The sequence below is a fragment of the Streptomyces sp. NPDC055140 genome, assembly GCF_053607285.1.
In genome coordinates, this window is the sequence record NZ_JBSGTG010000002.1 from 187315 (window position 1) to 213351 (window position 26037).

General features: G+C 71.7%; 22 protein-coding genes and 1 riboswitch. Of the genes, 9 read left to right on the forward strand and 13 right to left on the reverse strand.

Features of this window, described 5'->3' with window-relative positions:
* The first annotated feature begins 54 nt into the window (after window positions 1-54).
* Window positions 55-1971, forward strand: coding sequence for a DUF2264 domain-containing protein (locus tag ACWFR4_RS04745; protein WP_453650836.1), 1917 nt, complete (start codon window positions 55-57; stop codon window positions 1969-1971).
* Between the two features lie 5 nt (window positions 1972-1976).
* Here the strand turns inward: ACWFR4_RS04745 and ACWFR4_RS04750 are convergent, their stop codons facing one another.
* The 4 genes from ACWFR4_RS04750 to ACWFR4_RS04765 form a co-directional block, all read right to left on the reverse strand.
* A complete protein-coding gene (locus ACWFR4_RS04750; protein ID WP_453454915.1) occupies window positions 1977-2570 on the reverse strand; it encodes a GTP-binding protein in 594 nt (197 codons plus the stop codon).
* Window positions 2548-2919 carry a DUF742 domain-containing protein gene (locus tag ACWFR4_RS04755; RefSeq protein WP_266675527.1) on the reverse strand — a complete coding sequence of 124 codons (372 nt, stop codon included), beginning with the start codon at window positions 2917-2919 and terminating at the stop codon, window positions 2548-2550. Before ACWFR4_RS04755 ends, ACWFR4_RS04750 begins: the two co-directional genes overlap by 23 nt.
* A gap of 2 nt (window positions 2920-2921) precedes the next feature.
* Window positions 2922-3356 carry a roadblock/LC7 domain-containing protein gene (locus ACWFR4_RS04760; protein ID WP_453650838.1) on the reverse strand — a complete coding sequence of 145 codons (435 nt, stop codon included), beginning with the start codon at window positions 3354-3356 and terminating at the stop codon, window positions 2922-2924.
* 129 nt (window positions 3357-3485) lie between these two features.
* A complete protein-coding gene (locus tag ACWFR4_RS04765; protein WP_453650840.1) occupies window positions 3486-5525 on the reverse strand; it encodes an ATP-binding protein in 2040 nt (679 codons plus the stop codon).
* A gap of 343 nt (window positions 5526-5868) precedes the next feature.
* On the opposite strand from ACWFR4_RS04765, the gene ACWFR4_RS04770 reads away from it, so the two are divergent.
* Window positions 5869-6648 (forward strand): phosphotransferase, encoded by a 780-nt coding sequence (locus ACWFR4_RS04770; RefSeq protein ID WP_453650842.1) that lies wholly within the window; start codon window positions 5869-5871, stop codon window positions 6646-6648.
* A gap of 230 nt (window positions 6649-6878) precedes the next feature.
* On the opposite strand, the gene ACWFR4_RS04775 is transcribed toward ACWFR4_RS04770, so the two are convergent.
* Window positions 6879-8105, reverse strand: coding sequence for an MBL fold metallo-hydrolase (locus tag ACWFR4_RS04775; protein ID WP_453650844.1), 1227 nt, complete (start codon window positions 8103-8105; stop codon window positions 6879-6881).
* A gap of 367 nt (window positions 8106-8472) precedes the next feature.
* On the opposite strand from ACWFR4_RS04775, the gene ACWFR4_RS04780 reads away from it, so the two are divergent.
* The 4 genes from ACWFR4_RS04780 to ACWFR4_RS04795 are packed head-to-tail and all read left to right on the forward strand — an operon-like array spanning window position 8473 to window position 14610.
* On the forward strand, window positions 8473-9630 hold the full coding sequence (locus ACWFR4_RS04780; RefSeq protein ID WP_227298382.1) for an acyl-CoA dehydrogenase family protein: 1158 nt from the start codon (window positions 8473-8475) through the stop codon (window positions 9628-9630).
* Window positions 9627-11255, forward strand: coding sequence for a 5-guanidino-2-oxopentanoate decarboxylase (locus ACWFR4_RS04785; RefSeq protein ID WP_453650846.1), 1629 nt, complete (start codon window positions 9627-9629; stop codon window positions 11253-11255). The genes ACWFR4_RS04780 and ACWFR4_RS04785 overlap by 4 nt, the downstream gene beginning before the upstream one ends.
* Window positions 11252-12439, forward strand: a complete 1188-nt coding sequence (locus ACWFR4_RS04790) for a Glu/Leu/Phe/Val dehydrogenase dimerization domain-containing protein (protein WP_453650848.1) — start codon at window positions 11252-11254, stop codon at window positions 12437-12439. The genes ACWFR4_RS04785 and ACWFR4_RS04790 overlap by 4 nt, the downstream gene beginning before the upstream one ends.
* Window positions 12436-14610: an acetate--CoA ligase family protein gene (locus ACWFR4_RS04795; protein ID WP_453650850.1), complete on the forward strand. Its 2175-nt coding sequence runs from the start codon at window positions 12436-12438 to the stop codon at window positions 14608-14610. Before ACWFR4_RS04790 ends, ACWFR4_RS04795 begins: the two co-directional genes overlap by 4 nt.
* On the opposite strand, the gene ACWFR4_RS04800 is transcribed toward ACWFR4_RS04795, so the two are convergent.
* Window positions 14551-15396, reverse strand: a complete 846-nt coding sequence (locus tag ACWFR4_RS04800) for a helix-turn-helix domain-containing protein (RefSeq protein WP_453650852.1) — start codon at window positions 15394-15396, stop codon at window positions 14551-14553. The two genes, ACWFR4_RS04795 and ACWFR4_RS04800, sit on opposite strands and share 60 nt — an antisense overlap.
* A gap of 124 nt (window positions 15397-15520) precedes the next feature.
* Here ACWFR4_RS04800 and ACWFR4_RS04805 point away from each other — a divergent pair, with 124 nt between their 5' ends.
* Window positions 15521-15946 (forward strand): hypothetical protein, encoded by a 426-nt coding sequence (locus ACWFR4_RS04805; protein WP_453454933.1) that lies wholly within the window; start codon window positions 15521-15523, stop codon window positions 15944-15946.
* 82 nt (window positions 15947-16028) lie between these two features.
* Here the strand turns inward: ACWFR4_RS04805 and ACWFR4_RS04810 are convergent, their stop codons facing one another.
* A complete protein-coding gene (locus tag ACWFR4_RS04810) occupies window positions 16029-17597 on the reverse strand; it encodes an APC family permease (RefSeq protein ID WP_453454935.1) in 1569 nt (522 codons plus the stop codon).
* Window positions 17598-17836: 239 nt separating this feature from the next.
* Between ACWFR4_RS04810 and ACWFR4_RS04815 the strand changes: the two genes are divergently transcribed.
* Complete coding sequence (locus tag ACWFR4_RS04815) at window positions 17837-18472, forward strand: TetR/AcrR family transcriptional regulator (protein ID WP_453454937.1); 636 nt, start codon at window positions 17837-17839, stop codon at window positions 18470-18472.
* A gap of 104 nt (window positions 18473-18576) precedes the next feature.
* On the opposite strand, the gene ACWFR4_RS04820 is transcribed toward ACWFR4_RS04815, so the two are convergent.
* Window positions 18577-19368: an SGNH/GDSL hydrolase family protein gene (locus ACWFR4_RS04820; RefSeq protein WP_227298375.1), complete on the reverse strand. Its 792-nt coding sequence runs from the start codon at window positions 19366-19368 to the stop codon at window positions 18577-18579.
* A gap of 218 nt (window positions 19369-19586) precedes the next feature.
* Window positions 19587-20402, reverse strand: a complete 816-nt coding sequence (locus ACWFR4_RS04825) for a M23 family metallopeptidase (protein WP_453650854.1) — start codon at window positions 20400-20402, stop codon at window positions 19587-19589.
* A 4-nt stretch (window positions 20403-20406) separates the two neighbouring features.
* Window positions 20407-20587: riboswitch (cyclic di-AMP (ydaO/yuaA leader) on the reverse strand.
* Between the two features lie 408 nt (window positions 20588-20995).
* Between ACWFR4_RS04825 and ACWFR4_RS04830 the strand changes: the two genes are divergently transcribed.
* Window positions 20996-21793, forward strand: a complete 798-nt coding sequence (locus ACWFR4_RS04830; RefSeq protein ID WP_116507561.1) for a tyrosine-protein phosphatase — start codon at window positions 20996-20998, stop codon at window positions 21791-21793.
* Window positions 21794-21819: 26 nt separating this feature from the next.
* On the opposite strand, the gene ACWFR4_RS04835 is transcribed toward ACWFR4_RS04830, so the two are convergent.
* The 4 genes from ACWFR4_RS04835 to dxs all read right to left on the reverse strand — a co-directional run bounded on the left by ACWFR4_RS04835 (window position 21820) and on the right by dxs (window position 26031).
* The gene (locus ACWFR4_RS04835; protein WP_326710135.1) at window positions 21820-21990 is read right to left on the reverse strand and encodes a DUF6126 family protein; all 171 of its coding nucleotides are present in this window, start codon (window positions 21988-21990) and stop codon (window positions 21820-21822) included.
* A complete protein-coding gene (locus ACWFR4_RS04840; RefSeq protein WP_453454945.1) occupies window positions 21987-22628 on the reverse strand; it encodes a helix-turn-helix domain-containing protein in 642 nt (213 codons plus the stop codon). The genes ACWFR4_RS04835 and ACWFR4_RS04840 overlap by 4 nt, the downstream gene beginning before the upstream one ends.
* A gap of 107 nt (window positions 22629-22735) precedes the next feature.
* Window positions 22736-24121, reverse strand: a complete 1386-nt coding sequence (locus ACWFR4_RS04845; protein WP_453650856.1) for an aspartate aminotransferase family protein — start codon at window positions 24119-24121, stop codon at window positions 22736-22738.
* The gene (gene dxs, locus ACWFR4_RS04850) at window positions 24118-26031 is read right to left on the reverse strand and encodes a 1-deoxy-D-xylulose-5-phosphate synthase (RefSeq protein WP_453454950.1); all 1914 of its coding nucleotides are present in this window, start codon (window positions 26029-26031) and stop codon (window positions 24118-24120) included. Before dxs ends, ACWFR4_RS04845 begins: the two co-directional genes overlap by 4 nt.
* Window positions 26032-26037: the final 6 nt, after the last annotated feature.

Genomic DNA, 26037 nt, shown 5'->3' on the forward strand with positions numbered 1-26037 from the left:
GCGCATAGGGTCACCCCCGGCCCGCCACTTCCGATCAAGGAGCGTCACGCCCCCATGCCCGCACCGCACCTCTCGCTGCCGCCCACCGACCGTGTCCTGTCCCCGCTCACGGGCTGGACGCGGGCCCACTGGGAGGCGCTCGCCGACCGGCAGTTGGAGGCGCTCGTCCCGTACGCGACGCCGGGGTTCGCGCAGTACCGGCTGCCCGGGCGGGCCAGCTGGTCGGGCGTCGTGTCGGACGGGCTCGAGGGGTTCGCGCGGTCATTCCTGCTGGCCTCCTTCCGTATAGCGGGCGCGGGCGGGGACGTGGATCCCCGACTCGTGGAGCGCTACGCGGAGGGTCTGACAACCGGCACCGACCGCGGCCGCGGCACGGGCCTCGACGGCGAGGCGTGGCCCGAACTCACCGACTGCTCCCAGCAGATGGTGGAGGCCGCGTCCATCGCGATCGGGCTGCACGAGACCCGCCCCTGGATCTGGGACAAGCTCGACTCCCGGGTCCAGGAGCGGATCGTGGACTGGTTCTCCGGCTTCGTCGGCGGCCGCACCTGGGACAACAACTGGCGTCTGTTCCAGGTGGTTTCGGAGCAGTTCCTGGCCTCGGTCGGGGCCCCGTACAGCCAGGACGACATCGACGGCGGTCTCGACCGCATCGAGGACTGGTATGTCGGCGACGGCTGGTACACCGACGGCGAGGGCCGCAACTTCGACTACTACATCGGCTGGGCCATGCATCTGTACCCGCTGCTGTGGGCGCGGATGGCGGGCCCGGACGGCGACGGCGGCCGCGCGAAGGACTACCGGGAGCGCCTGTCTCAGTTCCTCACCACCTACCCGCACTTCTTCGGCGGTGACGGGGCACCCGTGCACCAGGGCCGCTCACTGACGTACCGTTTCGCCGCCACCGCGCCCGTGTGGATGGGCGCGCTCGCGGACTGCACCCCGCTGGAGCCGGGGCTCACCCGGCGCCTCGCGTCGGGCACGGCGCGGCACTTCGTGGAGCGCGGCGTCCCCGACGAGCGGGGCCTGCTGCCGCTCGGCTGGTACGGGACGTTCCTGCCGACGACGCAGCCCTACTCGGGCCCCGCCTCGCCGTACTGGGCGAGCAAGGGGTTCCTCGGACTGCTGCTGCCCGCCGACCATCCGGTGTGGACCGAGCGCGAGGCGCAACTGCCCGTCGAGAAGTCCGAGCGGGCCATCCAGTACACGGCGCTGCCCGCGCCCGGCTGGCTGCTGCACGGCACGCCCCACGACGGGATCGTGCGGCTGATCAACCACGGCAGCGACCACAACCCGCTCGAAGGTCCCGCCACGGACGATCCGCACTACGCGAAGCTCGCCTACTCCACGGCGACGGCGCCCGAGTCGGCCCCGCACGCCTGGCAGCGGACCATCGACAACCATGTGGCGCTCGTCGCGGAGGACGGCACCCCGTCGCGCCGGCGCCGGATCCACCAGGTCTCCTGCGAGGGGCGCGTCGCCTCGTCCCGCCATGACGCCCAACTGCCGGGATTCGACGAGGAGTTCCCGATCGAGTCGACGACCGTGCTGCACGGGCCCTGGGAGATCCGCGTGCACCGGGTGCAGGCTCCCGCGGGCGTGACGGTGCGCGAGGGCGGCTACGCGGTCGCCGACGAGACCAGCGTCCACGCCGAGCGGGGCCCGGGCTGGGCACTGACACGCACGGAGTCCGGGGTGACCAGCGCGGTGGTGGCGCTGCACGGCTGGGACGAGGAGTCCGGCATCGCACGGGAGGTCGAGGCCAACGCCTACGGCCCGCACTCGGCGACGCCGTACCTCCGCGCGACCGGCCACCCGGGAGGTCCGAGCGTCCATGTCACGCTCGCGGTCCTGACGCGCGACGTCGTGCGTCCGCAGTCCCTGCGCGAGTCGATCTCATGTGTGGCGGCCCCCGGGGACGGCGGGCAGGTGCGGATCACGTTCCCGGAAGGCGGGACGGTGACCGTCTGACGTCGTCATGTGCGGGCCCCGTACGTCGGGGCGGGGGCGTGGGCGAGTAGATGCCTGACGAGGGTGAGAAGGGTCTGGATGCCCGAGCTGGAGATCCGGGCGTCGCACCGCACGACGGGCACCTGCGGATCGAGGTCGATGGCCGCCCGCACCTCGTCGGGGTCGTAGCGGTAGGCGCCGTCGAACTCGTTGACGGCCACGATGAACCCCAGGCCGCGCTCCTCGAAGAAGTCGACGGCCGCGAAGCAGTCCTCGAGACGGCGGGTGTCCGCGAGGATCACCGCGCCGAGCGCCCCCTCGGAGAGCTCGTCCCACATGAACCAGAAGCGCTCCTGCCCGGGTGTGCCGAACAGATACAGCACGTGTTGCGGGTCCAGGGTGATCCGCCCGAAGTCCATCGCGACCGTCGTCTCGACCTTGTTCTCGATGCCTTCGAGGTCGTCGGTCTCGGCGCTGACCGTGGTGAGCAGCTCCTCCGTACTCAGCGGGGCGATCTCGCTGACCGCGCCGACGAAGGTCGTCTTGCCGACACCGAAGCCACCCGCGACCAGGATCTTCAGCGCGGTGGGGAAGGCGTCAGAGCTGTCGTCGTAGTCCATCGAGCACTGCCTCCAGTAGGGACCGGTCAGTGGGGTTGTCGTGGAACGTGGGGGGCTTGGTGGTGATCGCCCCGCAGTCGACGAGGTCGGACAGCAGGACCTTCGTGACGGCGGCGGGGAGTTTCAGATGGGCCGCGATCTCCGCGACCGATGTGGGGTGGGCACACAGTTTGAGCGCCTCGCCGTGTTCGGGCCCCAGGTAACCGAGCGGGGTGGCCCCGGTCGCCATCACCAGCGACAGGAGATCCAGCGAAGTGGTCGGCTGCGTCCGCCCGTTGCTCACCGTGTACGGACGGACGAGGCGGCCGGCCGCGGCGTCGAGCCACGGCCCGTCCTGCGGGGCCGTCATGCTCAGTTCCTCATCGCCGTGGGTTCGGCCGCGTGCTGGCGGGGTGCGGTCATCAGATACGGGCGCACACTCTTGACCAGCATGGCCATCTCGTAGCCGAGCACCGCGGCGTCGGCCTCACGCCCGGCGAGCACCGCGAGGCACGTGCCGGAGCCCGCGGTGGAGACGAACAGCAGGGTGGAGTCCAGCTCGACGACGACCTGCCGGACCTCACCCCCGTCCCCGAAACGGACGCCCGCGCTACGGCCGAGGGAGTACAGGCCCGACGCCAGGGCCGCCATGTGGTCGGCGCTGTCGGCGTCGAGGCCGTGGACGGACTTGACCAGCCCGTCGGACGAAAGGAGGACGGCGCTGCGGGTGTGCGGCACACGCTGGACGAGGCCGCTCATCAGCCAGTCGAGATCGGACACATGACCCGTCGGCACATTGCTCGCCATAGGGGATCGACTCCTTGGTGGACTGCTGGGGGTGCGTTGACTGTGGGAAGTGCGGGACTGCTTGCGGCACTTGGCGGGCGCACGGGGGGTGGGCGCACAGGTGGCGGGCGCACAGGTGGCGGGCGAACGTCATCCGGCCGTATCGCTCCCGTCGTGCCGTGCGTCCGGTTCGTAGGCGGCGAGCGACCCGGTGGCGGGGCCGCCGGTCGGCTCGGGACCGGCCTCCGGCAGGTCGCGCAGCCCGAGGGTCAGGTCTCGCGCCTCGGCCGCCTCCGCGAGCCCGATGCCGCGCTGGAACGCCGCCATCAGACCCGGGTCGTGGAGTACGGGCGCCTCGTTCTCGGGGCGCTCCTGCCGCTGCGCCGGGCCGCCCCTCAGCTGCGGCGCGAGGTGTTCCTGGACGCGCCGTCTGGGGAGTTGGGGCCGCCCCATGGTGCCGCGCACGGCACCGTCGGCCGGGATCGGCAGGACGGGCGTGTGCTCCCCGGCGGCCTGCCGGTCCTCGGAACGGATGCCGGGCAGCGCGTCGGCGGGTGTCCGTCGCTCGTCCCTGGCGGTACGCAACGGCAGGGGCGGCGCGACGCCGTTCGCCCCGGAATGCCTGCCGTCGGAGGCACCGCCCTGAGGCTGCCGCGGGACGACGGCCACGCCGGCGTGCGGGGTCTCGCGGGGCGGCGGGGGTTGATGGGGTGCCTCGTACGGCTGGGGGTCGAACGGCTGGACGTCGGGCCGAGGGGGCCGGTGGAGCTGGTTCTGGGGCTGGGGTTGGGGTTGGGGTTGGGGCTGCGGTGGCCGGCGGTGGGACTGCGGCTGTGGCTGCTGTTCGAGCTGGTGTTGCCGTCCCTGCTGGCTCTGGTGTTGCGAGAGTCGCCGTTCATGCGCCTGGTGCCGCTGGTGCATGGTCTGCGCGCTGTCGTCCGTCGCGTCCGCGGCGCTCCGTGGCCTCGGCGCGGGCTCGTTCTCGTCGCCGCCGAGCAGGCTCTGCGGCACGACGAGGACCGCCTGCACACCACCGTAGATATTGCTCTGGAGCCGGACCGTGATGCCGTGTCTGCGGGCGAGCTGCGAGACGACGAAGAGGCCGATGCGCCCGTCCTGGAGGAGGCTCGCGACGTTGACCTGGTCCGGGTCGGCGAGCAGCGTGTTCATCTTGTTCTGCTCGGTGACGGGCATTCCGAGGCCGCGGTCCTCGACCTCGATGGCGAGACCGGACGTGACGGTGTTGGCGCGGAGCAGGACTTGGGTGTGCGGGGCCGAGAACACGGTGGCGTTCTCGACGAGTTCGGCGAGCAGGTGGATGCAGTCGGCGACGGCGTGCCCGCGCAGGGTGCCGTCGACCGGCGGGACGAGCTTGACCCGCGAGTACTGCTCGACCTCCGCTATGGCCGACCGCATGACCTCGGTCATGGCGACCGGGCGGCTCCACTGGCGACGGGACACGGCGCCGCCGAGCACGGCCAGGTTCTCGGCGTGCCTGCGGATCCGGGTGGCGAGGTGGTCGACGTGGAACAGGCCCTTGAGCAGGTCGGGGTCCTCGACGTCGTTCTCGAGTTCGTCGAGGATCGAGATCTCGCGGTGCACGAGGGACTGCAGGCGCCGGGCCAGATTGACGAAGACCTCGACCTTCTGTTCGCTGCCCGCGTGGCTGGAGAGCTGGGACGCCTGGACGACGGCGGTGACGGCCACGTCCTGGGCGCGCGTCATGTCCGCGGCCAGCAGGTCGAACTCGTCGGCGTCCGGGGCGGCCGCGGGAGGCTGCCTGCGGGGCGGCGGCCCCTCGCCCTTACGCAACTGCTCGACGAGACCGCGCAGTTCACCCTGCCCGCGCGCACTCGCTCGGCGCAGGACACCGACCCGTTCGCGTACGGTCCTGGCCGCCCGGTCGGCGGCCACGGCGGCGATCACGATGTCGGCCAGGGTGACGAGGCACGCTCCGGCGAGGACGGCCCAGAGGGCGAGCCCGGGGCGGGCGCCCGTGGAGCGGATGGTGAAGAGAACGGCCGCGCCGGCGCTCAGGGCGACGGCGAGCGGGGGCAGTACGGCAAGGCGCAGAAGCTGGGGCCGTATATCGGTCTCGGGCTGCGGGGGGACGGACCGGCCGCCCGGCCTGCCGTGCCGACCGCCCTCTCGGCGGTCTGCGCGGGGGGCCGGTGGGCGAAGGTGAGACATTCGGCGTCCTCGTACGTGGGGGCTCCTGCGGGTCGGCGCGAGGCGGGCAGGCGGCATCGCGCTCCCGGCCGGGAGCGGGTGGGAATGCCGCCGCTGCGTCGCTCAGCGAGCACACACGGTAGTCGGGGACGGCTCACATGCGGTGGGCAGTTGCCAAAGTCCGGCGGCCCAGGTCCCGCTCTGGTATGAGGCTTCGTACGACAGACCGATAACAGTTCCGGACGCCCGACCGGTCATGGGTACGGATGTTCCATAGCCGAAGAGGTGTCGCAGCGGAGGCGGGGCGTGCCGGGAACAGCCGTCGGACCGATGCGGGTGCCGGCCTGTCGATACGCTCTCCGGCGTGATTGAGGACGGCGGAACAGACCAGGGCACCGTGACGACGGTTCAGCGGGTTGGCGACACCATCAGGCGCCCTCCCGGCCGTTGGACCCCGCTGGTGCACGCATTGCTCGCCCACCTCGAGACGGCCGGATTCCGCGGCGCTCCGCGTGTGCTGGGCTTCGACGAGGACGGCCGCGAGGTGCTGTCCTTGCTGCACGGCGAGCCGGGGATGAACCCGTGGGGGCCGGCCCTCCAAGGCGCGGACGGTCTGCGGCAGTTGGGGAGGTGGGCCCGCGACTACCACGAGGCCGTTCGCGGCTTCCGGCCGCCGCAGGACGCCGAGTGGTTTGCGCCGGACGCGCGGTGGCGCCCGGGCCAGATCGTGCGCCACGGCGATCTGGGGATGTGGAACTCCATCTGGAGCGGCGATCGACTGGCCGGGTTCATCGACTGGGACTTCGCCGAACCCGGCGAGCCCGTCGACGATCTGGCCCAACTCGCCTGGTACGCGGTGCCGCTGCGCGACGCGGGAGTGCAGGCCCGCTGCGGGTTCCCGGACGGCGCTCCGGTGTACGAGCGGTTCCTCGGCCTCTGCGAGGCCTATGGCGACGGCATCGGGCCGGACCCGGTGCTGGCGGCGCTGGACCGCATGCAGGTGCGCGAGGCGGCCCGCATCCGTGAACAGGGTGGGCGCGGCCGGGCCCCGTGGGACCTGATGCTGCGGCGTGGCGACGCCGAGGAGATCGACGCGGAACGCCAATGGCTGGCCCGCAACAAGGCCGTTCTGCTGAGCGCGTGAACGCCACCGCCGGTACGACGCCCCCCGAACCCGGCAGCAGCGGCCCGCCCCTGCCGTTCCGCCCACTGGACGACCCGACCGGTACACCGGCGCCGAAAGTCGCCAACTCAGAGATCTGACGCGGCTCTTGTGTGCCGTCACGGCCGCTGCGCCAGCCACCCATGGCTGGTTTGCGGCTCGGGTCGGTGAGAGGAGTTCGGGGCCTGGGAGCCCGGATCTCATCGACCCGCTCAAACGGCGGGCACAGCCTCCTGCTCGCCGGAGCCGGCCCCGACCCCGGTGCCTGCGCCGTTCCCGGCTGCCGCGCCGGTGTCCGGCCGGTCCGCCGGCTCCGCCTCGGGCCAGCCTTCCTCCGGCTGCGTGGCGACGCCGCGCCACCACGGCTGGACGGGAAGCGTCTCGGCCGTGGGCTCGAAGGGCTCCCCCGGGCACGGGAGCGCGACCTTGGCCGCGGCCCGCCGTCCCGCCGCGAGCGTGCCCTCGCCGGGCTCGGACCACGGGTGCGGCGCCAGATTGAACGTGCCCCAGTGGATCGGCAGCATGGGCCCGCCGCCGAGCCCTCCCTGGAGGTCGAGGTGGGCGCGCATGCCCTCCTCGGGACGCATGTGGATGTCGGGCCAGAAGTCGCTGTACGCGCCGATCTGGATCATCGTCGCGTCGAACGGCCCGTGCTCCTCGCCGATGTCCTTGAAGCCGGGGAAATAGCCGGTGTCACCACTGTGGTAAACGCGGTGCTCGGGACCGGCGACGACCCAGGACGCCCACAGGGTGTGCTGCTCGTTACGCAGACCGCGGCCGCAGAAGTGGCGCGCGGGAGTGGCCGTCAGGGTCAGCCCAGCCACCTTCGTCGATTCGTTCCAGTCGAGCTCGCGGAGGCGCTCCGCGGGGACGCCCCAGTGCTCCAGGTGCGCGCCGACGCCGAGCGGCACCGCGAACACCGTGTCCGTGTCGGCCAGCGCCCGGATAGTGGGCAGGTCCAGGTGGTCGTAGTGGTCATGGGAGATCACCACGACGTCCACCGGGCCGAGCGCGGTGAGCGGCAGCGGTACGGGGTGCAGCCGCTTGGGGCCCGCGAAGGAGAACGGGGAGCAGCGCTCGCCCCAGACGGGGTCGAGCAGCACGCGGCGGCCGTCGATCTCGGCGAGGACGCTGGAGTGCCCCATCCAGGTGAGCCGCAGGCCGCTCGCCGGGGGCTTAGCGAGGTCTGCGAGGGTCGTGGAGTGCACGGGGACGGTGCCCGTGGGCGCCCGGCGGACACGCCCCTCCTTGGCGAAGAAGGCCTTCGCGAACTCGATCATGGAACCCGCGGGCCGGGTGCGTGCGCCCACCGGGTTCTGGAAGCTGCCGTCCGCGAAGTTCGGCGACCTCCGGATCCGCTCGAGCCGCTCTCCCGCCGGGTCCGCGCCGAAAGCGGCAGGCCGCAGCGGGCGGAGCCCGGAGCTCAGGGAACGTGACACAGCGCCTCCCGGTGGATCGATCAGGGTTTCCCGATCAGGGATTCCATTATGGGCGGCCTCGCCGACAGTGCCCGATCCGGGACCTGGACGCACAGGGAATTCCAAGACACGCCCCGGTTACGTGGCGCCGACGTCACTCGGCGTCACGGCCCGCAACAGGCTCGTATCCCACTCGGACCTCCCCGCGCGCCGAGCGGGTGGAAGCCGCTTCGCAGTGGCGTCAAAAAAACTGATCCATCATTCAGTAGCCGTTGCGTTGACACCGGTCTTCACGGCCTCGGATACTGACTGGCGATTCAGTAATCGGGTCAGTGATCCGCGCCGGTCGTGACCCCCTCGTCGGTATCCGTCAGTTTCTGGAGGCACCGTGTCAGAGCTCCCCATCGAGCTGGTCCCCCTCACCCCGGAGCAGCGGGACATCGTGGACCTCACGAGGACGTTCGCGCGTGAGGAGATCCGCCCGCGCGGGCGCGCCGTGGACGAGGCGGACGTGGAGACGCCCTGGGACCTGTGGCGCGCGGCCGCGAAGGTCGGCATCACCGGATTCATGCTGCCCGAGGAGTACGGGGGCGGCGGGTTCACCGACGTGTTCACGCAGGTCCTCGTCCAGGAGGAGCTGTGCGTCGGTGACCTGGGCATCGGCAACCTCCTGTGCTCGAACGGTTTCTTCGCCGACCCGGTCATGGAGCTGGGCACCGAGGAGCAGAAGCGCGCGTGGCTGACGCCGCTGGCCGGGCCCGACACTCCGATGACGTCGCTGGCGACGACCGAGCCGGGCTCCGGGTCCGACGCCGCCTCGATCGTGACGACCGCGACGCGCACGGCGGGCGGCTACCTCCTGAACGGCCAGAAGGCGTGGATCTCGAACGCGGGCGAGGCCGAGCAGTACGTCGTCTTCGCCAAGACCGATCCGTCGCAGCGCTCGCGCGGTGTCACGGCGTTCCTGCTGCGCAAGGGCGCGGAGGGGCTCACGTTCGGTGAGCCGATGCGCAAGATGGGCCAGCGCGCGATCGTGTGCCGCGAGGTGTTCTTCTCCGACGTGTTCGTGCCCGACGCCGACCGCCTCGGCGACGAGGGGCAGGGCTTCGCCGGCCTCATGCGGACGTTCGACATCTCGCGCGCCGTTCTGGGCGCGGCGGCCACGGGTGTGGCGCGGGCCGCGTACGAGTACGCCCGTGACTACGCACGCACGCGCGTGCAGTTCGGCAAGCCGATCATCGAGCACCAGGCCGTGGCGTTCCGCCTCGCGGACATGCGGACGCGGATCGAGCAGTCCCGTCTGATGACGTGGCGTGCCGCGCGGCGTCTGGACGCCGGACTCGACGCGACCGCCGAGGCGGCCATGGCCAAGCTGACCGCGTCGGAGACGGCGGCGTACTGCACCTGGGCGGCCGTGCAGACGCTCGGCGGCTGGGGTTACTCGCGGGAGTTCCCGGTCGAGCAGTGGATGCGGGACGCCAAACTGGAGGAGATCGAGGAAGGCACCTCCGACATCATGCGCCTGGTCATATCGAGGTCGCTGTGACCGAGGAGACGGTGACGGAGCAGATGCGGACGTCGACCGGCGGCGAGGCGCTCGTCAGGGCACTCGCCGCCCATGGGGTCTCCACCGCGTTCGGCATTCCGGGAACCCACAACCTGGAGATCTACCGGCACTTGGCGGCGTACGGCATCACACATGTCGCGCCGCGCCACGAGCAGGGCGCCGGATACGCCGCCGACGCCTACGCGCGCGTGACGGGCGATCCCGGCGTCGCGATCACGACGACGGGGCCCGCTCTCCTGAACATCGCGGCCGCGGTCGGGCAGGCGTACTCGGACAGCGTGCCGCTTCTCGTCGTGTCGCCGGGCATGCCGCTGCGCCATCCGCGCCAGTCGACGGGTCTGCTGCACGAGATGCGCAGCCAGACGGAGGCGCTGCGGAACGTCGCGGCTTTCAGCCATCGGGTGTCCTCGGTGGAGGAGATCGGGGCGGCGGTGGCGCGCGCGTTCAGCCTGTTCCGTACGGAGAGGCCGCGGCCCGCGCACATCGAGGTGCCGCTCGACCTGCTCGAGGCGACGGAGCCCGCCGGGCCGATACGGCGCGCTCCCCTGGTGGCGCCCCGCACAGCGGATGGTCCGTCGCTCGACGCGGCGGCCGCCCTCCTCGCCGGCGCGGTGCGCCCCGGCCTGGTCCTGGGCGGTGGCGCACGCGGTGCGGCCGAGCAATGCCGGGCACTGGCGGAGCAGTTGGGCGCTCCGGTGGCGACCACCGCGAACGGCAAGGGCATCGTCGACGAACGGCATGCGCTGTCCCTCGGTGTGTCCCTGCACAGCCCCTCCGTACAGAAGTGGCTGGCCGACTGCGACGTCGTGCTCGCCCTCGGGACGGAGCTCGCCGAGTCGGACCTGTGGTCCGCGCCGCCTGCGCTCGGCGGCAGGCTGATCCGTGTCGACGTCGATCCGGCGCAGATGTACGCGGGCCTCCCCGCGGACGTCGCCCTGGTGGGCGACGCCAAGGCCACGATGCAGGCGTTGAAGGAGCGCCTCGCCAAGGTGCCGGGCCCCGCGTCCACGGACGCGGCCACGCGGACCACGGCCGCCGTGCGCGCCGCCCGCGACGACGAGACCCGCGCGCGTGACGCTCGTTGGGTGCCGTATCTCGAAGCGATCAGGAGCGTCCTCGCGGCCGATGCCGTGGTGTCCTCCGACAGCGCCCAGTGCTGCTACTACGGCGCGCTCCCGCACCTCCCCGTCGGCCCCGAGGGACGCTATCTGCACCCCACCGGGTTCGGCACGCTCGGCTACGCGCTGCCCGCCGCGATCGGCGCGAAGACCGCCTGCCCCGACCGGCAGGTGATCGCGATCAGCGGGGACGGCGGGCTCCAGTTCTCCGTGCAGGAGCTGGCCACGGCCGCGCAGCTCCGACTGCCGCTGCCCGTCGTCGTGTTCGACAACGGCGGCTACGGCGAGATCCGCGACGAGATGGCCGCGCGCGGCGACACACCGGCCGCCGTCGACCACGCGCGCGTGGACCTCGCCGGCCTCGCGCGGGCCTTCGGCGGCAGGGGTGCCCCCGCGCACTCCCCCGGCGAACTCGCCGCGCTCCTGACCCGCGCCCTGGCCACCCCCGGACCCACCCTGATCACCGTCCCCGAGGAGACCGCATGACCGCGCCCGCCACCCCCCTGATGTCGCTCACCTGGACCGACCACGTCACCGGCAGGCACGGCTACCTCGTCGTCGACCGGCTCGTGCGCGGCGTGTCCAGCGGCGGGCTCCGGATGCGTCAGGGCTGCACCCTCGACGAGGTCGCGGGCCTCGCGCGCGGGATGACGATGAAGGAGGCCCTGCACTACAACCCGCAGGGCCGCTACATCCCGCTGGGCGGCGCCAAGGGCGGCATCGACTGCGACCCGCAGGACCCGGAGGCGTACGGCGTCCTCGTGCGCTATCTGCGCGCCATGCGGCCCTACATCGAGTCCTTCTGGACGACCGGCGAGGACCTGGGGCTCACCCAGGACCTCGTCGACAGGGCGGCCGAGGAGGCCGGGCTCGTCTCGTCCATCCAGGCGGTCTACCCGCTGCTCGACGACGAGGCGGCCGCGCGCCGGCGCCTCGCCGATGCCTTCGCGGTCGACGTCGACGGCATCGGCCTCGACGAGCTCGTCGGCGGCTGCGGGGTCGCCGAGTCGGTGCTCGCGACCCTGGACCGCGCGGGCGTCCCGTACGAGGGCACCCGGGTGTCCGTGCAGGGCCTGGGCACCATGGGCGGGGCGACCGCCCGGTTCCTGGCACGCGCGGGTCTGCGGGTCGTGGCCGTCGCGGACGTGAAGGGCACCGTCGCCAACCCCGAAGGCCTGGACGTGGACGCGCTCCTCGCCGCCCGTGACGCCTACGGGACGGTGGACCGTTCGGCACTGCGCGAGGGCGACCGTGAACTGCCGGGCGACGCCTGGCTGTCGGCCGACGCCGAGGTCCTCGTGCCCGCCGCCGTGTCGTACGCGGTGGACGCGGCGAACCAGGAACAGATCACGGCGCGCTGGATCGTCGAGGCCGCCAACATGCCCGTGCTGCCCGCGGCGGAGGAGCTGCTCGCGCTACGCGGCATCACCGTCCTGCCCGACGTCGTCGTCAACTCCGGTACGAACGCCTGGTGGTGGTGGACCCTGTTCGGGGACATCGAGGCCAACGCGGACGAGGCGTTCGCTTACACGCGGCGCTCCATGCGCGCGCTGATCGACCAGATGCTGGCGCGGGCCGAGGCGGACGGGACGACGCCGCGTGCCGCCGCGCACGCGATCGTCGCGGACCGTCTTCCGGTGATCGCGGAGCGGTTCGGGTGGTACAGGTGACGCCCCCGCCGGACGTAGGTGCACACGCGCGCGTAGGTCTCGACGCGCTCTTCGACCCTCGGTCGGTCGCCGTCGTCGGGGCGTCCGACAACCCGGAGAAGTGGGGCTACTGGCTGGCGGCGGGGGCCCTGTCGGGCCGTGACCGCCGAGCCGTCCACCTCGTCAACCACCGCGGGGGTGCCCTGGACGGTGAACCGTTCCTGCCGGATCTCGCGTCGCTCCCCGTGCCGCCCGAGCACGTCGTCGTCGCCGTGCCGCCCCGCCATGTGCGGCCGGTGGTCACGGACGGTCTCGCGGCGGGCGCCCGGTGTTTCACCGTGATCACGTCGGGCGGCGCCACCGCCGAGGAGGAGCGGGCGCTCGCCGAGCTCGTCACGGCCCGGGGAGCGCGGCTGCTGGGCCCGAACTGCATGGGCGTGGTGGACACGACGAGCGAACTGCGGCTCAGCTGGGGAGAGTTCCCCTCGGGCGGCCTCGGTCTCGTGTCCCAGAGCGGGAATCTCGCCCTGGAGATCGGCCGACTCCTCGCACGCTCCGGGCAGGGCTTCTCCCGGTTCGTGTCGCTGGGCAACCAGCGGGACATCGACGCGGCGGACGCCCTGGAGTCGCTGATCGCGCACGGCCCCACGAGAGCGCTCGCCGCGTACATCGAGGACTTCCGCGACGGCCGGCGGCTCGCGCAGGTCCTGGCTGCCGCGCACGCCGCCGGGAAGCCCGTCCTGCTCCTGACCGTGGGGCGCAGCGCCGCGTCCGGGCGCGCCGCCGCGTCCCACACCGGCGCCCTGGTGAGCGCGCGCGCCACCGTGGAGGCGGTGTACCGCGACGCCGGCGCCCTGCTGCTCGACACGGCGGGCGAACTGGTCGACACAGCCGTGTACTTGCTGGCTCAGGGTGTACGCGACCGGAGTGCGGGGCACACGGCGGCCGGCCCGCCGCCTCACCCGCGCAGCGTCGCCGTGGTCGGGGACAGCGGCGGCCAAGGCGCCCTCGCCGCCGACGCGTTCGCCGCACAGGGCCTCGACGTACCCGCCTTCACGGAGCACACGCGCGAGGCGGTGGCGGAGCAGCTGCCGAATGGGGCCGGGTGCGGCAACCCCGTCGACCTGGCGGGCGCGGGTGAGGCCGATCTCGGCAACTACGCGCGCGTGACGGGGACCCTGCTGCACTCGGGAGACACCGACGCCGTCGTCCTCACGGGCTACTTCGGCGACTACGCGACCGCCAACCCGGCCCAGGCCGAGCGCGAATGCGAGGTCGCACACGCCCTCGCGGATGCCGCCGTCACATCCGGGCGCGCCCTCGTGGTGCACACGATGGCCCGCGACACCCCCGCCCTGACGGTTCTGCGGCAGCGCGGCGTGCCCGTCTACGAGCGCATCGAGCACGCCGCGACCGCCGTCGCCGCGGCGGCCCGCCTCACGGACCCTCCGCTCACCCGCGAGGATCCTCCTGCCCCGGCGACGTACAGGCTGGCGGACGGCGATTACGAGAGCGCACGGGAGCTGCTCGCCTCCTATCAACTCGCCTTCCCTGCAGCCGAGTTCGTAACCGACGCGGAGGGGGCCGTGGAGGCGGCGGAGCACCGGACGGGGTATCCGCTCGCCCTCAAGGCGATGGGGCTCGCGCACAAGACCGAGGCGGGCGGGGTCGCCCTGTCGATCGCCGACGCCGACGCCTTGCGGACCGCGTTCGCCCGTATGAAGGCGGCGACGGGCGCGGACCGCTACGCCGTGGAGGCGATGGCCACACCGCCGTACGGACACGAACTGATCGTCGGTGTACGGCGCGACCCGTCGTTCGGGCCCGTCGTCATGGTCGGCATCGGAGGGGTGACCGCCGAACTGCTCGCCGACACGGCGCTGGCCCTCGCACCCCTGACGCCGGCACACGCGCGTGCCCTGCTCCTGCGGCTGCGGCACGCGCCGTTGCTGACGGGCTGGCGCGGCGCGCCCGGAGCGCATCTGGAGGCGGCGGCCGCCGCGGTGTGCGCGGTCGCACGAGCCGCCGTCGACCATCCGGAGCTGGCCGAACTGGAGGTCAATCCCCTGCTCGTGCACCCGGGCGGCGCGATCGCACTGGACGCGCACGGGGTGCTCGACCAGGCCGGCACCTCACCGGCGCCCGTCCATGGCGTCGGCGAGGAGGGCGGCGGTCTCCTGGTCGAGGGGTAGGAACGCCTCCAGTTTCAGCTCGGCGAGCGTGACGTCGACCGCCGTCCCGAAGTGGGTGAGCGTGCTCAGGAGGCGCAGCTCGCCGCGCTTCGTGCGCAGCCGCAGCGGGACGGCGAAGCCGAGGTAGTCCGGACCGGCCTGTCGGGGCCGGTCCGGCACCATGTCCTCAAGTTCTGCGACCAGCTCCGTGAGAGCTCGGTTGGAATTGCGGACGGACTCGTCGTGCAGTCCGTCGATGACGTGCCAGGCCCACTCGTCCAGGTTCACGATCCGCGGCGCGAGGCCGCGCGGATGCAGCAGCACGCGCGCGATGTTCACCGGCGCCGAGAGCAGCGCCGGATCGACCCCTTCGGTCAGCGCGTCGAAGGCCTCGTTGCGCGAGACGAGATCCCCGCGCCGATCGATGATGACCGCCGGATACGGCAGATGCGCCTCCATGACGCGCTCCAGTGCCGTACGGACGGCGGACAGCTGCGGACCCCCGAAGTGCGACTCCTGGTACGCGGGTGCGTAACCCGCCGCAAGGAGAAGGGCGTTGCGGTCCCGAAGCGGCACCTTCAGTGCCTCCGACAGGCGTACGACCATGGCGCGGCCCGGCACCGAGCGGCCGCTCTCCACGAAGCTGACATGCCGCTGCGTGGTCCCCGCGCGCGTGGCCAGCTCCAGCTGGCTGACGCGCCGCCGCACCCGCCACTCACGCAACGCGTCACCGAGCCCGCTCTGCGCCGCCCTGTCCGAGGGCCCTGCCCCTGTCCCCGCCTCAGCCGGTTCCGCCTGCGTCGTCACGGGACCGTGTCTACCCGACGGTGGGGCCTACGGGCCATTCCCTGCGGGGAATTGTCGCGCCGCACCCCGCCGCGCAGAGTTCACACATCACAGGAGCCATCAGGGACAGGAAGAGAGCGAGTCAATGCCGCACATCGACGCACAGGAACTGGCCGGCCGGTACGCGGCCGTCTGGAACGAGCGGGACCCCGAGCTGCGCCGCAAGGCCGTGCACGCCCTGTGGTCCCCGGACGGCGTGCACGCCCTGCTGCCGCCGCAGGAGTTGCGGGAGTCGGCCGTGCGCCTCGGCTTCCCCACGGCCGCCTTGGAGGCGCGCGGTCACGACGAGCTGGAGGCGCGGGTGGCGCGGGCCCACGAGGAGTTCGTGGCGTCCGGCGAATACGCGTTCAGGGCGACGGCCGCGCACGCGCAGCAGTTGAACGACGTCGTCACGTTCCGCTGGGAGTCGGTCCTCACGCAGAGCGGCGAAGTGACGGGCGGAGGCCTGGAGTTCGTGGTCGTGGCGGAGGACGGACGCATCGTGCGTGACTACCAGTTCGTGGGCATCTGACGCGACAGATCGTCCGTCGGGATCCAATGCACCGAAGGGCCTTCCCCGCCACGGGGAAGGCCCTCCCTTGCGCGCGAGCACGCTACTTCCCCACGCGCCTGCGCGTCCGCGAGCCCATCGCGTAGAAGACGAGCCCGATGCCGACGAAGAGCAGCAGGGGCACCACCTGGCTGAGTGTGTACTGGGCGCGCTGGCCGGCGAACGACTCAGGCAGTGAGTCCGCCGCGCTGCCCGCCGAGCCGAACCAGCCAACCCCGAAGCCCGGCCAGATCAGCACGATCACGGTGAACGCCACGAACCCGGTGGCGAGGACGCTCACGACCCACGCGCCCACACGTCCGCCCGGGACGGCGTACGGGCGTGGCGTGTCCGGGTACTTGCGGCGCAGCACGGCGAGGCTGGGAAACGTGATGACGTACGAGATGAAGGTGGTGCAGATGGTCAGGCCGAGGCCCGCCGCGAAGTACTTCTCGCCGTTGCCGCCCGTGAGGTTGAGGGCGACCACGAAGAGGATCGAACCGAGCACGGCGGAGAGCAGGTTCACCCGCACCGGCGTCCCGTGCTTCTCGGAGATGCGGCCGAGCCACGCCGGACCCGCGCCGTCCGCACAGGCGACGGCCTGCGCGCGGTGGGCGCCCATGGCCCAGGTGACGCCCGAGGTCAGCAGGCCGATGATCAGGCCCGCCGCGGCGACCCCGCCGAAGACGGAGCCGAGGCCGGTGAGCGTGACCGTGCCGTCGGCCGCGATCGACCCGCCGTAGACCGTGAACACGGCCTTGCAGGCGTCGATGAAACCGCCGAGGCTGCCGATCTCCTGGCTGGGCAGCACAAAGAGGATGCCGAGGATCGGGCCGCCGTAGAGGAGCACCGCCGCGAAGCCCGAGCGCAGGATCGACAGGGGGATGTCGCGCCGCGGGTTCGTCATCTCCTCGGCCGCGGAGCTGGGCAGTTCGAAGCCGACGTAGTTGAAGATCAGGACCGGGACCAGCGCCACGAAACCGGCGTATGTCGGGACGAACTCACCCGCGGGCAGCGCGTGCACGCCGTGCTGGACGGCGAACACCACCACGGAGACGAGGAAGAACCCGAGGAGCACGATCCGGGCGACGGCGCCCGCGATGGGCACCCACTTGCCGATGCGCACGGACTGCACGACGGCCAGTGCGCCGCCCCAGATGAAGACGAGGCCGGCCGCGTACTTCCAGAATCCCGGCAGCGGGGTGAAGAACTCCTCCCACGTGGTGAGCGCGATGATGCACAGGCTGCCGCCCACCCAGACGGGGTTGGAGATCCAGTAGAGGAGCTGGTTCACACCGGCGACGAGCCGCCCGAACGCCAGGCGCGTCCAGACGTAGGGGCCGCCCTGCACGGGGAAGGCCGAGCCGAGTTCGGCCACGAGCAGCCCGTACGGGAGGAAGAACGCGAGGGCGAGGATCGCCATCCAGGTCAGGCCCTGCGGACCCTGCGCGGCCACGGAGCCGATCGTGTCGAGGCCGACGAGGGTGCAGATCAGGAAGAACAGCACGTCCAGCCTGCGCAGGTCCTTCTTGAGCCGGGAGCGCTGTTCACCCCATCCCTCCGACAGGTCAGGCAGGTCGGGTGCGTCCTTGGCGGACGGCTCGGTCGGCGGTATCGGCGGCGCTTGGGTCACGGGGAAACTCCTGCTGCACGGCGGGGCACGGGGCGTGACGGGTGTTCTCGGACTGTGCTGCGACTCTTCTTGCGACGGTGTCGCGACCGGCTCCCCGGTCGCCCTATTGACTGAACGGCCAGTCAGTAAGCGAGACTGTGACGGGCGCCACTGGGCACTGTCAAGAGTCGTGCACGAGGCGTTCGCGCCGGGTTCGCCGCTCGGCGCCCACCGCCGGTGCCCGTGTGTAGGGTTACCGCGTGGCAAGAGTGCGGTTGAGCGTGGCCGAGCGGCGCGAAGAGTTGTTGCGGGCCGCCATCGAGCAGATCGAGGCGCGGGGCGTGGCAGCCGTGCGCATCGCCGACGTCGCCGCAGCGCTCGGGGTGAGCAACGCGCTGGTTCTGTACCACTTCTCGACGAAGGAAAAGCTCGTCTCGGCCGCGTTCGCGCACGCCGCCGAGGGCGACCTGGCGCATCTGCGCAAGCTGCTGGGCAAGCGCACGACGGCGCTGCGCCGGCTGCGCTCGGCCGTGCGCTGGTATGCGCCGACCGGGCAGGCCAAGGGGTGGCGGCTGTGGATCGAGGGCTGGTCCGCGGCACTGCGTGAGCCCGCGCTGCGGGAGGTCACGCGCGACCTGGACAAGCAGTGGAAGGCGGCGCTCACGGAGGTCGTCGCGGAGGGCGTGGCGGCGGGCGAGTTCCGCTGCCCGGACCCTGCGGGCGCCGCACTGCGCCTGACGGCGCTCCTCGACGGTCTTGCGGTGCAGATGACCGCGTATACGGGGACGGTCTCACGGGCCCGCATGCAGGAGTGGGTCGACGACGCGCTGGCCCGCGAGCTGGGCCTCGAGCGGGCGGACCTGACGGCGACGACGGCGACGACGACGACGGGCTGACGGCGCTGCGACGTCGGCTCCGAAGGGAGCCCGGGTGACCGCGTAGAAATGACGCGGGGAGCCGCCCCCAAGGGCAAGCTCCCCCATGACGCGCGCAACTCCCGTCAGAGCGGCAGCAGATCCGGCCGCTTCGCCGCCACGTGATCCCCGGACGACTCGCCGCGCAGCCGTCGGCCGATCCACGGCACCAGGAACTCCCGCGCCCAGTGGATGTCGTCGCGCCGCACCTCCAGCGTGCCGCGCGGCGGCTGCGCCGGCCACGGCTGGTCCGGGTCCGCCGGCACCTCGACGCCGAGCGCCTGCCCCGCCCGCAGCGCGACCCGCGTGTGCCCCTCGGGCGAAAGGTGCAGCCGGTCGTCGTCCCAGGCACGGCGGTCCTGGACGGTCTTGAGGGACCACAGGTCGAGCACCGGGCAGCCGTAGCGGTCGGCGACCGCGCGCACATGCCCGTTGTACGTCGCGATCTTGCCGCGCAGATGCTTGAGGACCGGGACGTCACGGGTGTCGAAGCCGGTGGTCACCATGACCGTGCCGACAGCGGAGGTCAGCCGGGCCACGGCCTTCTCGAAGCGTTCCGCGACGTCGTCGGGGTCGGTGCCGGGACGGATGATGTCGTTGCCGCCGGCGGCGAAGGTCACCAGGTCCGGGGCGAGTTCGACGGCCCGCGGCAGCTGGTCCTCCACGATCTGGTCGAGGAGCTTGCCGCGCACGGCAAGGTTCGCGTATCGGAAGGAGTGCTCGGGGGTCCGGTCGTCCAGGAGGACGGCGAGACGGTCGGCCCAGCCCACGAAGGCCCCGTCGGGACCGGGGTCCCCGACACCTTCGGTGAAGCTGTCCCCCACCGCCGCGTAGGACCGAATCGTGCCGCCGCTGAGTGATCTCGATTCGTTTGCCACGACCACACATCTTTCACCCTGCGATGTGACCTACGCGACCGTAGGAAGGGGTTGACGGGTGGTGATATAGCCCACCCGGTCAGTTTCGCGATTTCAGGAATACGACGGGGATACGACAAAGGGGCGGGCCCGGAACCGGACCCGCCCCTTCACGTCACGCCTCGACGAGACACCTTCACGTCACACCGTCAGGTCAGAGCGACGTCACACCGCCGGGGTCAGAGCGAGACCCCGTGCGCACGGAGGTAGGCGACCGGGTCCACGTCCGAGCCGTAGCTCGGGGTGGTGCGGATCTCGAAGTGCAGGTGCGGTCCCGTGACGTTGCCGGTCGCGCCGGAGAGGCCGATCTGCTGGCCCTCGGTCACGGTCTGCCCGGACGAGACGGAGAGGGACGACATGTGGGCGTACTGCGAGTACTTGCCGTCGGCGTGCTGGATGACGACCTCGTTGCCGTACGCGCCGTCAAGGCCGGCCGACACGACGGTGCCCGCGCCTATGGCCTTGATCGGAGTGCCCGTCGGGACCACGAAGTCGACACCGGTGTGGTAGCCGCTGGACCACATGCTGCCCGCGGTCTTGTACGCCGTGCCGACGGAGGCGCCCTGGACGGGCAGCGCGTAGCCGGAACCGGTAGCGGCCTTGGGTGCGGAAGCCTGCGTGGCGGTGGCCGAGGACTTCGCGGCGGGGGCCGCGGCCTTCTGGCCGATCGTCAGCTTCAGGCCCGGATGGATCAGGGACGGGTCGCCGCCGACGGCCGAGCGGTTGTCGGAGTAGAGCTTCTTCCAGCCGCCGCTGACGTTCTGCACGTCGGCGATCTTCGAAAGCGTGTCCCCGCCCTTGACGGTGTAGGTCTTGGCAGCGGCGGGAGCGGCCGCGGCCTTCACGGCCGAGTGGGCGGCCGCGGGAGTCGCGGCGTGGGCGCCGGAGCCACCCATCAGCGGCAGCGCGAGCGCGACGCCGCCCATTCCGGCGACGGCGATCGTGCGTGCGAAGCGCTGGGACTTGGGACGGCGGTGCTTACCCTTCGCGGGCATGGGGGATTCCTCTCCGTCGCCTGCGAGGTGAGCTGTCGGGTTCGGACTGGAGTTGCCCGGCCGCGCCCCTTTCGGGCACGGCTTCACCCCGAGCCGTTTCCGGTGTCCCGGAAACGGCGGTCTACCTGGGTCCCCCACTCCTGCCGAGCACGGATCGATGTGCGGATTCCGGGCGGCGGCAGGATTAGGCGGTCCGTCCGGATTGCGCTGAACGTAAGCGAGCGGAGAGCGCTGGGACAAGCCGCGAATTCCCCTGGGCATTCCGGTTCTTGATCCTTAAATGATCCTTTCCGGAAAAGGCCGTCACGCTCCGTCGATTCACGATCTTTGCAACTGCGATACCTGCTGAAAATCCATTCGGCCCCGCCGCCACGCACGGTCACCGCTATGACCCTGCTCACCCATCGGCCACCATATGGCTGTATTTCAGGGCCAGTTATCTCGTAAGGCTCGATTGCCTACCTATCGGTTCATTTCGGGCATTTAATACGCAATCGCCAGCCACCTCTCACATGGGTGCCCCTGGCAGCCATGTCGTATCGTCGAACGCGCCCGCAGGCGAGCAGCGCCGCGGCCGACCGGGAGGAGCCCCCGTGACGCAGCAGGTCCCGTCCACCGAGCCCGAGTTGGCCGGAGTGCGCAACTTCCGCGATGTCGGTGGTCTCCCGACCGTGGACGGCCGTCGGGTCAAGCAGGGCGTGCTGTTCCGCAGTGGTCACCTCGCGCACGCCACGGACGAGGACGCCGCGTTCCTCTCCTCGCTCGGGCTGCACACGATCTTCGACTTCCGCAACGCCGCCGACCAGCGCCTCGAAGGCCCCGACGTCACGCTGCCCGGCGTGCGGAACGTGAATCTGCCGCTGACCGACCCGGCGGACGGCGCCGAGTTCTGGCAGATGGTGCGCGACGGCAACCTCGACGACCTGCGCGCCGCCCTCGCCGAGGGCCAGGCCGCGAACCGCATGATCACGTCGTACCGGGCGATCATCACGGAGCGCACCGCCGAGCACAGCCAGGTCCTGCACTCCCTCGCCGAGGACAGCGTGCCGGCGCTCATGCACTGCGCGGCGGGCAAGGACCGCGCGGGCCTGTCGATAGCGGTCACGCTCCTGGCCGTCGGTGTGGAGCGCGACGCCATCGAGGCGGACTACCTGGAGTCGAACGCGACGCACCGCCGCTACAAGGTGCACCGCAGCAGTGCCTCGAAGGACGCGATGTCCCCCGAGGTCATGGAGCTGCTGAGCCCGCTGTTCGACGCCCGCGCCACGTATCTGGCGGCCGCCTTCGAGCAGGTCGCGCAGACCTGGGGCTCCACCGACCGCTACCTGGAGGAAGGCCTCAAGCTGTCCCCCGCCCAGCGCGAGCGGCTGCGCGAGCGCCTCCTCGACTGAGGCTCACCGGCCGCACGCCGGGCGCGTCACCCGCGCGACGCCCCCAGCGTGAACAGCAGATAGATGAAGCCCGCGACGAGGTGCCCGGCGAAGACGTAGACGAGCAGGCGCACCCAGATGCCGCGCGGGAGCTTGTCCTCGATGTCGCGGCGGGCGGGCCGCTCCGGCTCGGTCACGTCGTTCGGCTCTGAGCTCATTGGGGGCCTCCTTGGGTCCGTTCGCCGGCGCCCGTCGCCGGGCCGAGACACAGCGCGGCGGACGGGCTCTGCAGCAGGGTGTGTACGAAGAGGAGCTCGGCGCCGTCGCGGTCGGCGGCGGCGATCCGGTGCGGGGTGAGCGAGTCGAAGTGCGCGCTGTCCCCGGGCGCGAGCGCGTACGCGGTGTCCCCGAGGCGCAGCCGCAGCCGCCCTTCGAGCACGTACAGCCACTCCTCACCGGGGTGGACCCGCACGATGTCGCCCTGGGCGCCGAACGGCACGTGCACGCGCAAGGCCTGCATGCCGCGCCCCGGGGCGCCCGCCTGCCGGTAGATCCAGCCGCCCGCCTCGGTGGGCTCCATGTCGCCGGAGCGCACGACGGCGTCCCTGTCGGCAGGCGTCTCGCCCAGGAGCTCGGAGACCGTCGTACCGTAGGTGCGGGCGAGGGCGAGCAGCATCGGGAGCGAGGGCTGACGGCGGCCCGTCTCCAGGCGGGAGAGGTGCGCGGGCGAGAGCCCGGCGGCGCGGGCCGCGGCCTCCAGGGTCAGGGCGGCGCGGCGCCGGAGTTCGCGCAGCTGCGGGGCGACGGCGGGCAGCTCCGTGGGTTCCGGAGCCGGCTCCGGAGGGGCAGGGCTCATACCGTCGATTGAGCCAGAGCCGTACCTCTGAGGCAAATTTCTTGCCCCAGAGGCAAACAGCGACCTTCTTACGGTGACCTTCTTTTTGAAGCGCCCTTCCGAAGCGGTCAGCGGTTGGCGACCGCCTGCTTCACCAGCGTCTTGCCGAAGTCCCACATCAGCCCGCCGCCCGAGTGCGCGTCGTCCATGACGGCGGTGAACGCCTCGACGAAGCGGTCCACCTCACGCTCCCCGATGATCAGCGGCGGGATCAGCTTGATGACCTCCAGATGGTCGCCGGAGACCTGCGTGAGGATCCGGTGCTTCTGGAGCAGCGGCACGACGACCATCTGCGCGAAGAGACCCTTGCGCGCGGCCTGGAGCATCGTCCAGCGGCTGCGCAGCTTCAGCGACTTCGGCCGCCCGAACTCGATGCCGATCATCAGGCCGCGGCCGCGTACGTCGCTCAGCAGCTCGTAGCGGTCGACGAGCGCGGTGAGCCGGGACTTCAGGAGCTCACCGGTCGCCCGGGCGTTCGCGACGACCTCCTCGTTCTCCATCACGGAAAGCACGGCGAGCCCTGCGGCCATGGCCTGCGCGTTCGCGCCGAAGCTGGCCGAGTGCACGAGGACGCGGTCCATGGACGAGTAGACCTTCTTGAAGATCCAGTCCTTGCCGAGCGTCGCGCCGACGGGCACATAGCCGCCGGAGAGCGCCTTCGCCACGCATACGAGGTCGGGTTCGACGCCCTCCTCGTGCTGGTAGGCGTAGAAGTCCCCCGTCCTGCCGAGGCCCGTCTGCACCTCGTCCGCGATGAGCAGCGCCTTGTGCTGGTGGAGCAGCTCCTGAGCGGCGTGCAGATAGCCGGGCGGCGTCCCGTGGACCCCCTTGCCCTGGATGGGCTCGACGATCAGCCCCGCCACGTCACCCTTGACGAGTTCCGCGCGCAGGGCGTCGAGGTCACCGAGCGGCAACGCCGTGTCCGGCAGGAGCGGCGCGAAGCCGTCCCGGAATCCGGACTCGCCGTTCACGGACAGAGACCCGGTGGTCAGCCCGTGGAAGGCGTGACCGCAGTACAGGACCCTGGGCCTGCCCGTGGCGTACCGGGCGAACTTCAGCGCCGTCTCGACGGCCTCCGTCCCGCTGTTGCCGAAGAAGACCCGGTCCAGGTGCGGGCTGTGCGCGAGGAGCCGTTCGGCGAGGAGGCCCGGCAGCGGCTGGCAGTCGAAGCGGGTGAGGTCGGCGAGCGAGGCGTCGAGGACGTCGTGCAGCGCCTTGCGGACGACGGGGTGGTGCCGGCCGAGGCCCATCACGCCGAACCCGGCGAGCATGTCCAGGTAGTCGTTGCCGTCCTCGTCCCAGAAGTAGGCGCCTTCCGCCCGCTCGTAGACCTTGTCGAAGCCGATGGTGTGCAGCATGCGCGGGAGCTGGTGGTTGAGGTACTTGGCGTGCAGCTCGTAGCGCTCGGCGCCGCGGTCGGCCAGGAGTCTTGCGAGATCGAACTCCTTGCTCATACGTCGTCGCTCCCCTTGCCGGCCACGAGGGCCGCGTTCTCGGCCTTCAGGGCCATGCTGGTGCCGATCCGCCCGGCGATCTCGACGGGCGTGAGCCCGATGTCGGCGAGCACCTCGCCGCGCTTGGCGTGCGCGAGGAACTGGTCGGGGATCCCGAACCGCCGTACGGGTACGTCGACCTCGGCCTCGCCGAGCGCGAGCGCCACGGCGGAGCCGACGCCGGCCGCCTTGCTGTTGTCCTCGACGACGGCGACGAGCCGGTGCCGTGCTGCGAGCGGCGCGAGGTCCGGGTCGACGGGTTTGACCCACCGCGGGTCCACGACCGTGCAGTCGATGCCGCGCGCTTCCAGGAGTTCCGCGACCTGGAGGCACACCGGCGCCATCACGCCGACGGAGACCAGAAGGACGTCCGGGTCGTCGGCCCGGTGCAGTACGTCGAGGCCGCCGATCCGGTCCACCGCCGGGATCTCGGGGCCGACCGACTCCTTCGGGAAGCGGATCAGTGTCGGGGCGTCGTCCACGGTGACCGCTTCGCGCAGCTGCGCCCGCAGTTGCTCGGCGTCTCGGGGCGCGGCGATGCGCAGGCCGGGGACGACCTGGAGGACGGACATGTCCCACATGCCGTTGTGCGAGGCGCCGTCGACGCCGGTCACGCCGGCTCGGTCGAGGACGAAGGTGACACCGCAGTTGTGCAGCGCGACGTCCATGAGGAGCTGGTCGAAGGCGCGGTTGAGGAAGGTGGCGTAGACGGCGACGACCGGGTGGAGGCCGCCGGTCGCGAGTCCGGCCGCCGAGACCGCCGCATGCTGCTCGGCGATCCCCACGTCCCACACCCGGCCGGGGAACTCCTCGGCGAACTTGGTGAGTCCGACGGGGTGCAGCATCGCCGCGGTGATCGCCACGACGTCGTCGCGCTCCCGTCCGATGCGGGCGATCTCGTCGCCGAACACCGAGGTCCACGACGGGCCGTGGGACGGCGCGAGGGGCTCGCAGGTGAGCGGGTCCATCACACCGACGGTGTGGAACCGGTCGGCCTCGTCCGCGAGGGCGGGCTCGTAGCCGCGGCCCTTCTCGGTGAGGCAGTGCACGAGCACCGGCCCGTGGAACCGTTTCGCACGTCGCAGCGCCGACTCGACCGCGCCCAGGTCGTGCCCGTCGATGGGCCCCACGTACTTGAGCCCCAGGTCCTCGAACATGCCCTGCGGCGCGAAGGCGTCCTTGAACCCCTTCTTGGCGCCGTGCAGGGACTCGTACACGGTGTGTCCGATGACCGGGGTGCGCAGGAGGACGTCCTTGCCCCAGGCCAGGACCTTCTCGTAGCTGTCGGTGGTGCGCAGGGCGGCCAGGTGGTTGGCGAGTCCGCCGATGGTCGGCGCGTACGACCGTTCGTTGTCGTTGACGACGATGATCAGCGGGCGGTCCTTGGCGGCCGCGATGTTGTTGAGCGCCTCCCAGGCCATGCCGCCGGTGAGCGCCCCGTCTCCTATGACGGCGACGACGTGGCCCCGCTCCCCCAGGACCTGGTTGGCCTTGGCGAGGCCGTCCGCCCAGCCGAGCGCGGTGGACGCGTGGCTGTTCTCGATGACGTCGTGCTCGGACTCCTCGCGCGAGGGGTAGCCGGACAGGCCCCCCTTCCCGCGCAGCTTCGAAAAGTCCTGACGTCCCGTCAGCATCTTGTGCACGTAGCTCTGGTGGCCGGTGTCCCACAGGATCCGGTCGACCGGCGACTCGAAGACCCGGTGCAGGGCCATCGAGAGCTCCACCACCCCGAGGTTGGGTCCCAGGTGGCCGCCGGTCCTCGCGACCGCGTGGATCAGGAACTCCCTGATCTCCGCGGCCAGTTCGCCGAGCTGTTCCTCGCTCAGCGCCTTCAGATCGCGCGGCCCCCGGATGCTTTCCAGAATTGTCACGCTCGG

What these genes read in the sequence shown, in the direction of transcription:
- ACWFR4_RS04840 (WP_453454945.1), bottom strand. Translation starts at nt 22,628, where the DNA reads ATGAGCCCTGCCCCTCCGGAGCCGGCTCCGGAACCCACGGAGCTGCCC.
- ACWFR4_RS04745 (WP_453650836.1), top strand. Translation starts at nt 55, where the DNA reads ATGCCCGCACCGCACCTCTCGCTGCCGCCCACCGACCGTGTCCTGTCC.
- ACWFR4_RS04750 (WP_453454915.1), bottom strand. Translation starts at nt 2,570, where the DNA reads ATGGACTACGACGACAGCTCTGACGCCTTCCCCACCGCGCTGAAGATC.
- ACWFR4_RS04805 (WP_453454933.1), top strand. Translation starts at nt 15,521, where the DNA reads ATGCCGCACATCGACGCACAGGAACTGGCCGGCCGGTACGCGGCCGTC.
- ACWFR4_RS04845 (WP_453650856.1), bottom strand. Translation starts at nt 24,121, where the DNA reads ATGAGCAAGGAGTTCGATCTCGCAAGACTCCTGGCCGACCGCGGCGCC.
- ACWFR4_RS04835 (WP_326710135.1), bottom strand. Translation starts at nt 21,990, where the DNA reads ATGAGCTCAGAGCCGAACGACGTGACCGAGCCGGAGCGGCCCGCCCGC.
- ACWFR4_RS04760 (WP_453650838.1), bottom strand. Translation starts at nt 3,356, where the DNA reads ATGGCGAGCAATGTGCCGACGGGTCATGTGTCCGATCTCGACTGGCTG.
- ACWFR4_RS04765 (WP_453650840.1), bottom strand. Translation starts at nt 5,525, where the DNA reads ATGTCTCACCTTCGCCCACCGGCCCCCCGCGCAGACCGCCGAGAGGGC.
- ACWFR4_RS04755 (WP_266675527.1), bottom strand. Translation starts at nt 2,919, where the DNA reads ATGACGGCCCCGCAGGACGGGCCGTGGCTCGACGCCGCGGCCGGCCGC.
- ACWFR4_RS04825 (WP_453650854.1), bottom strand. Translation starts at nt 20,402, where the DNA reads ATGCCCGCGAAGGGTAAGCACCGCCGTCCCAAGTCCCAGCGCTTCGCA.
- ACWFR4_RS04790 (WP_453650848.1), top strand. Translation starts at nt 11,252, where the DNA reads ATGACCGCGCCCGCCACCCCCCTGATGTCGCTCACCTGGACCGACCAC.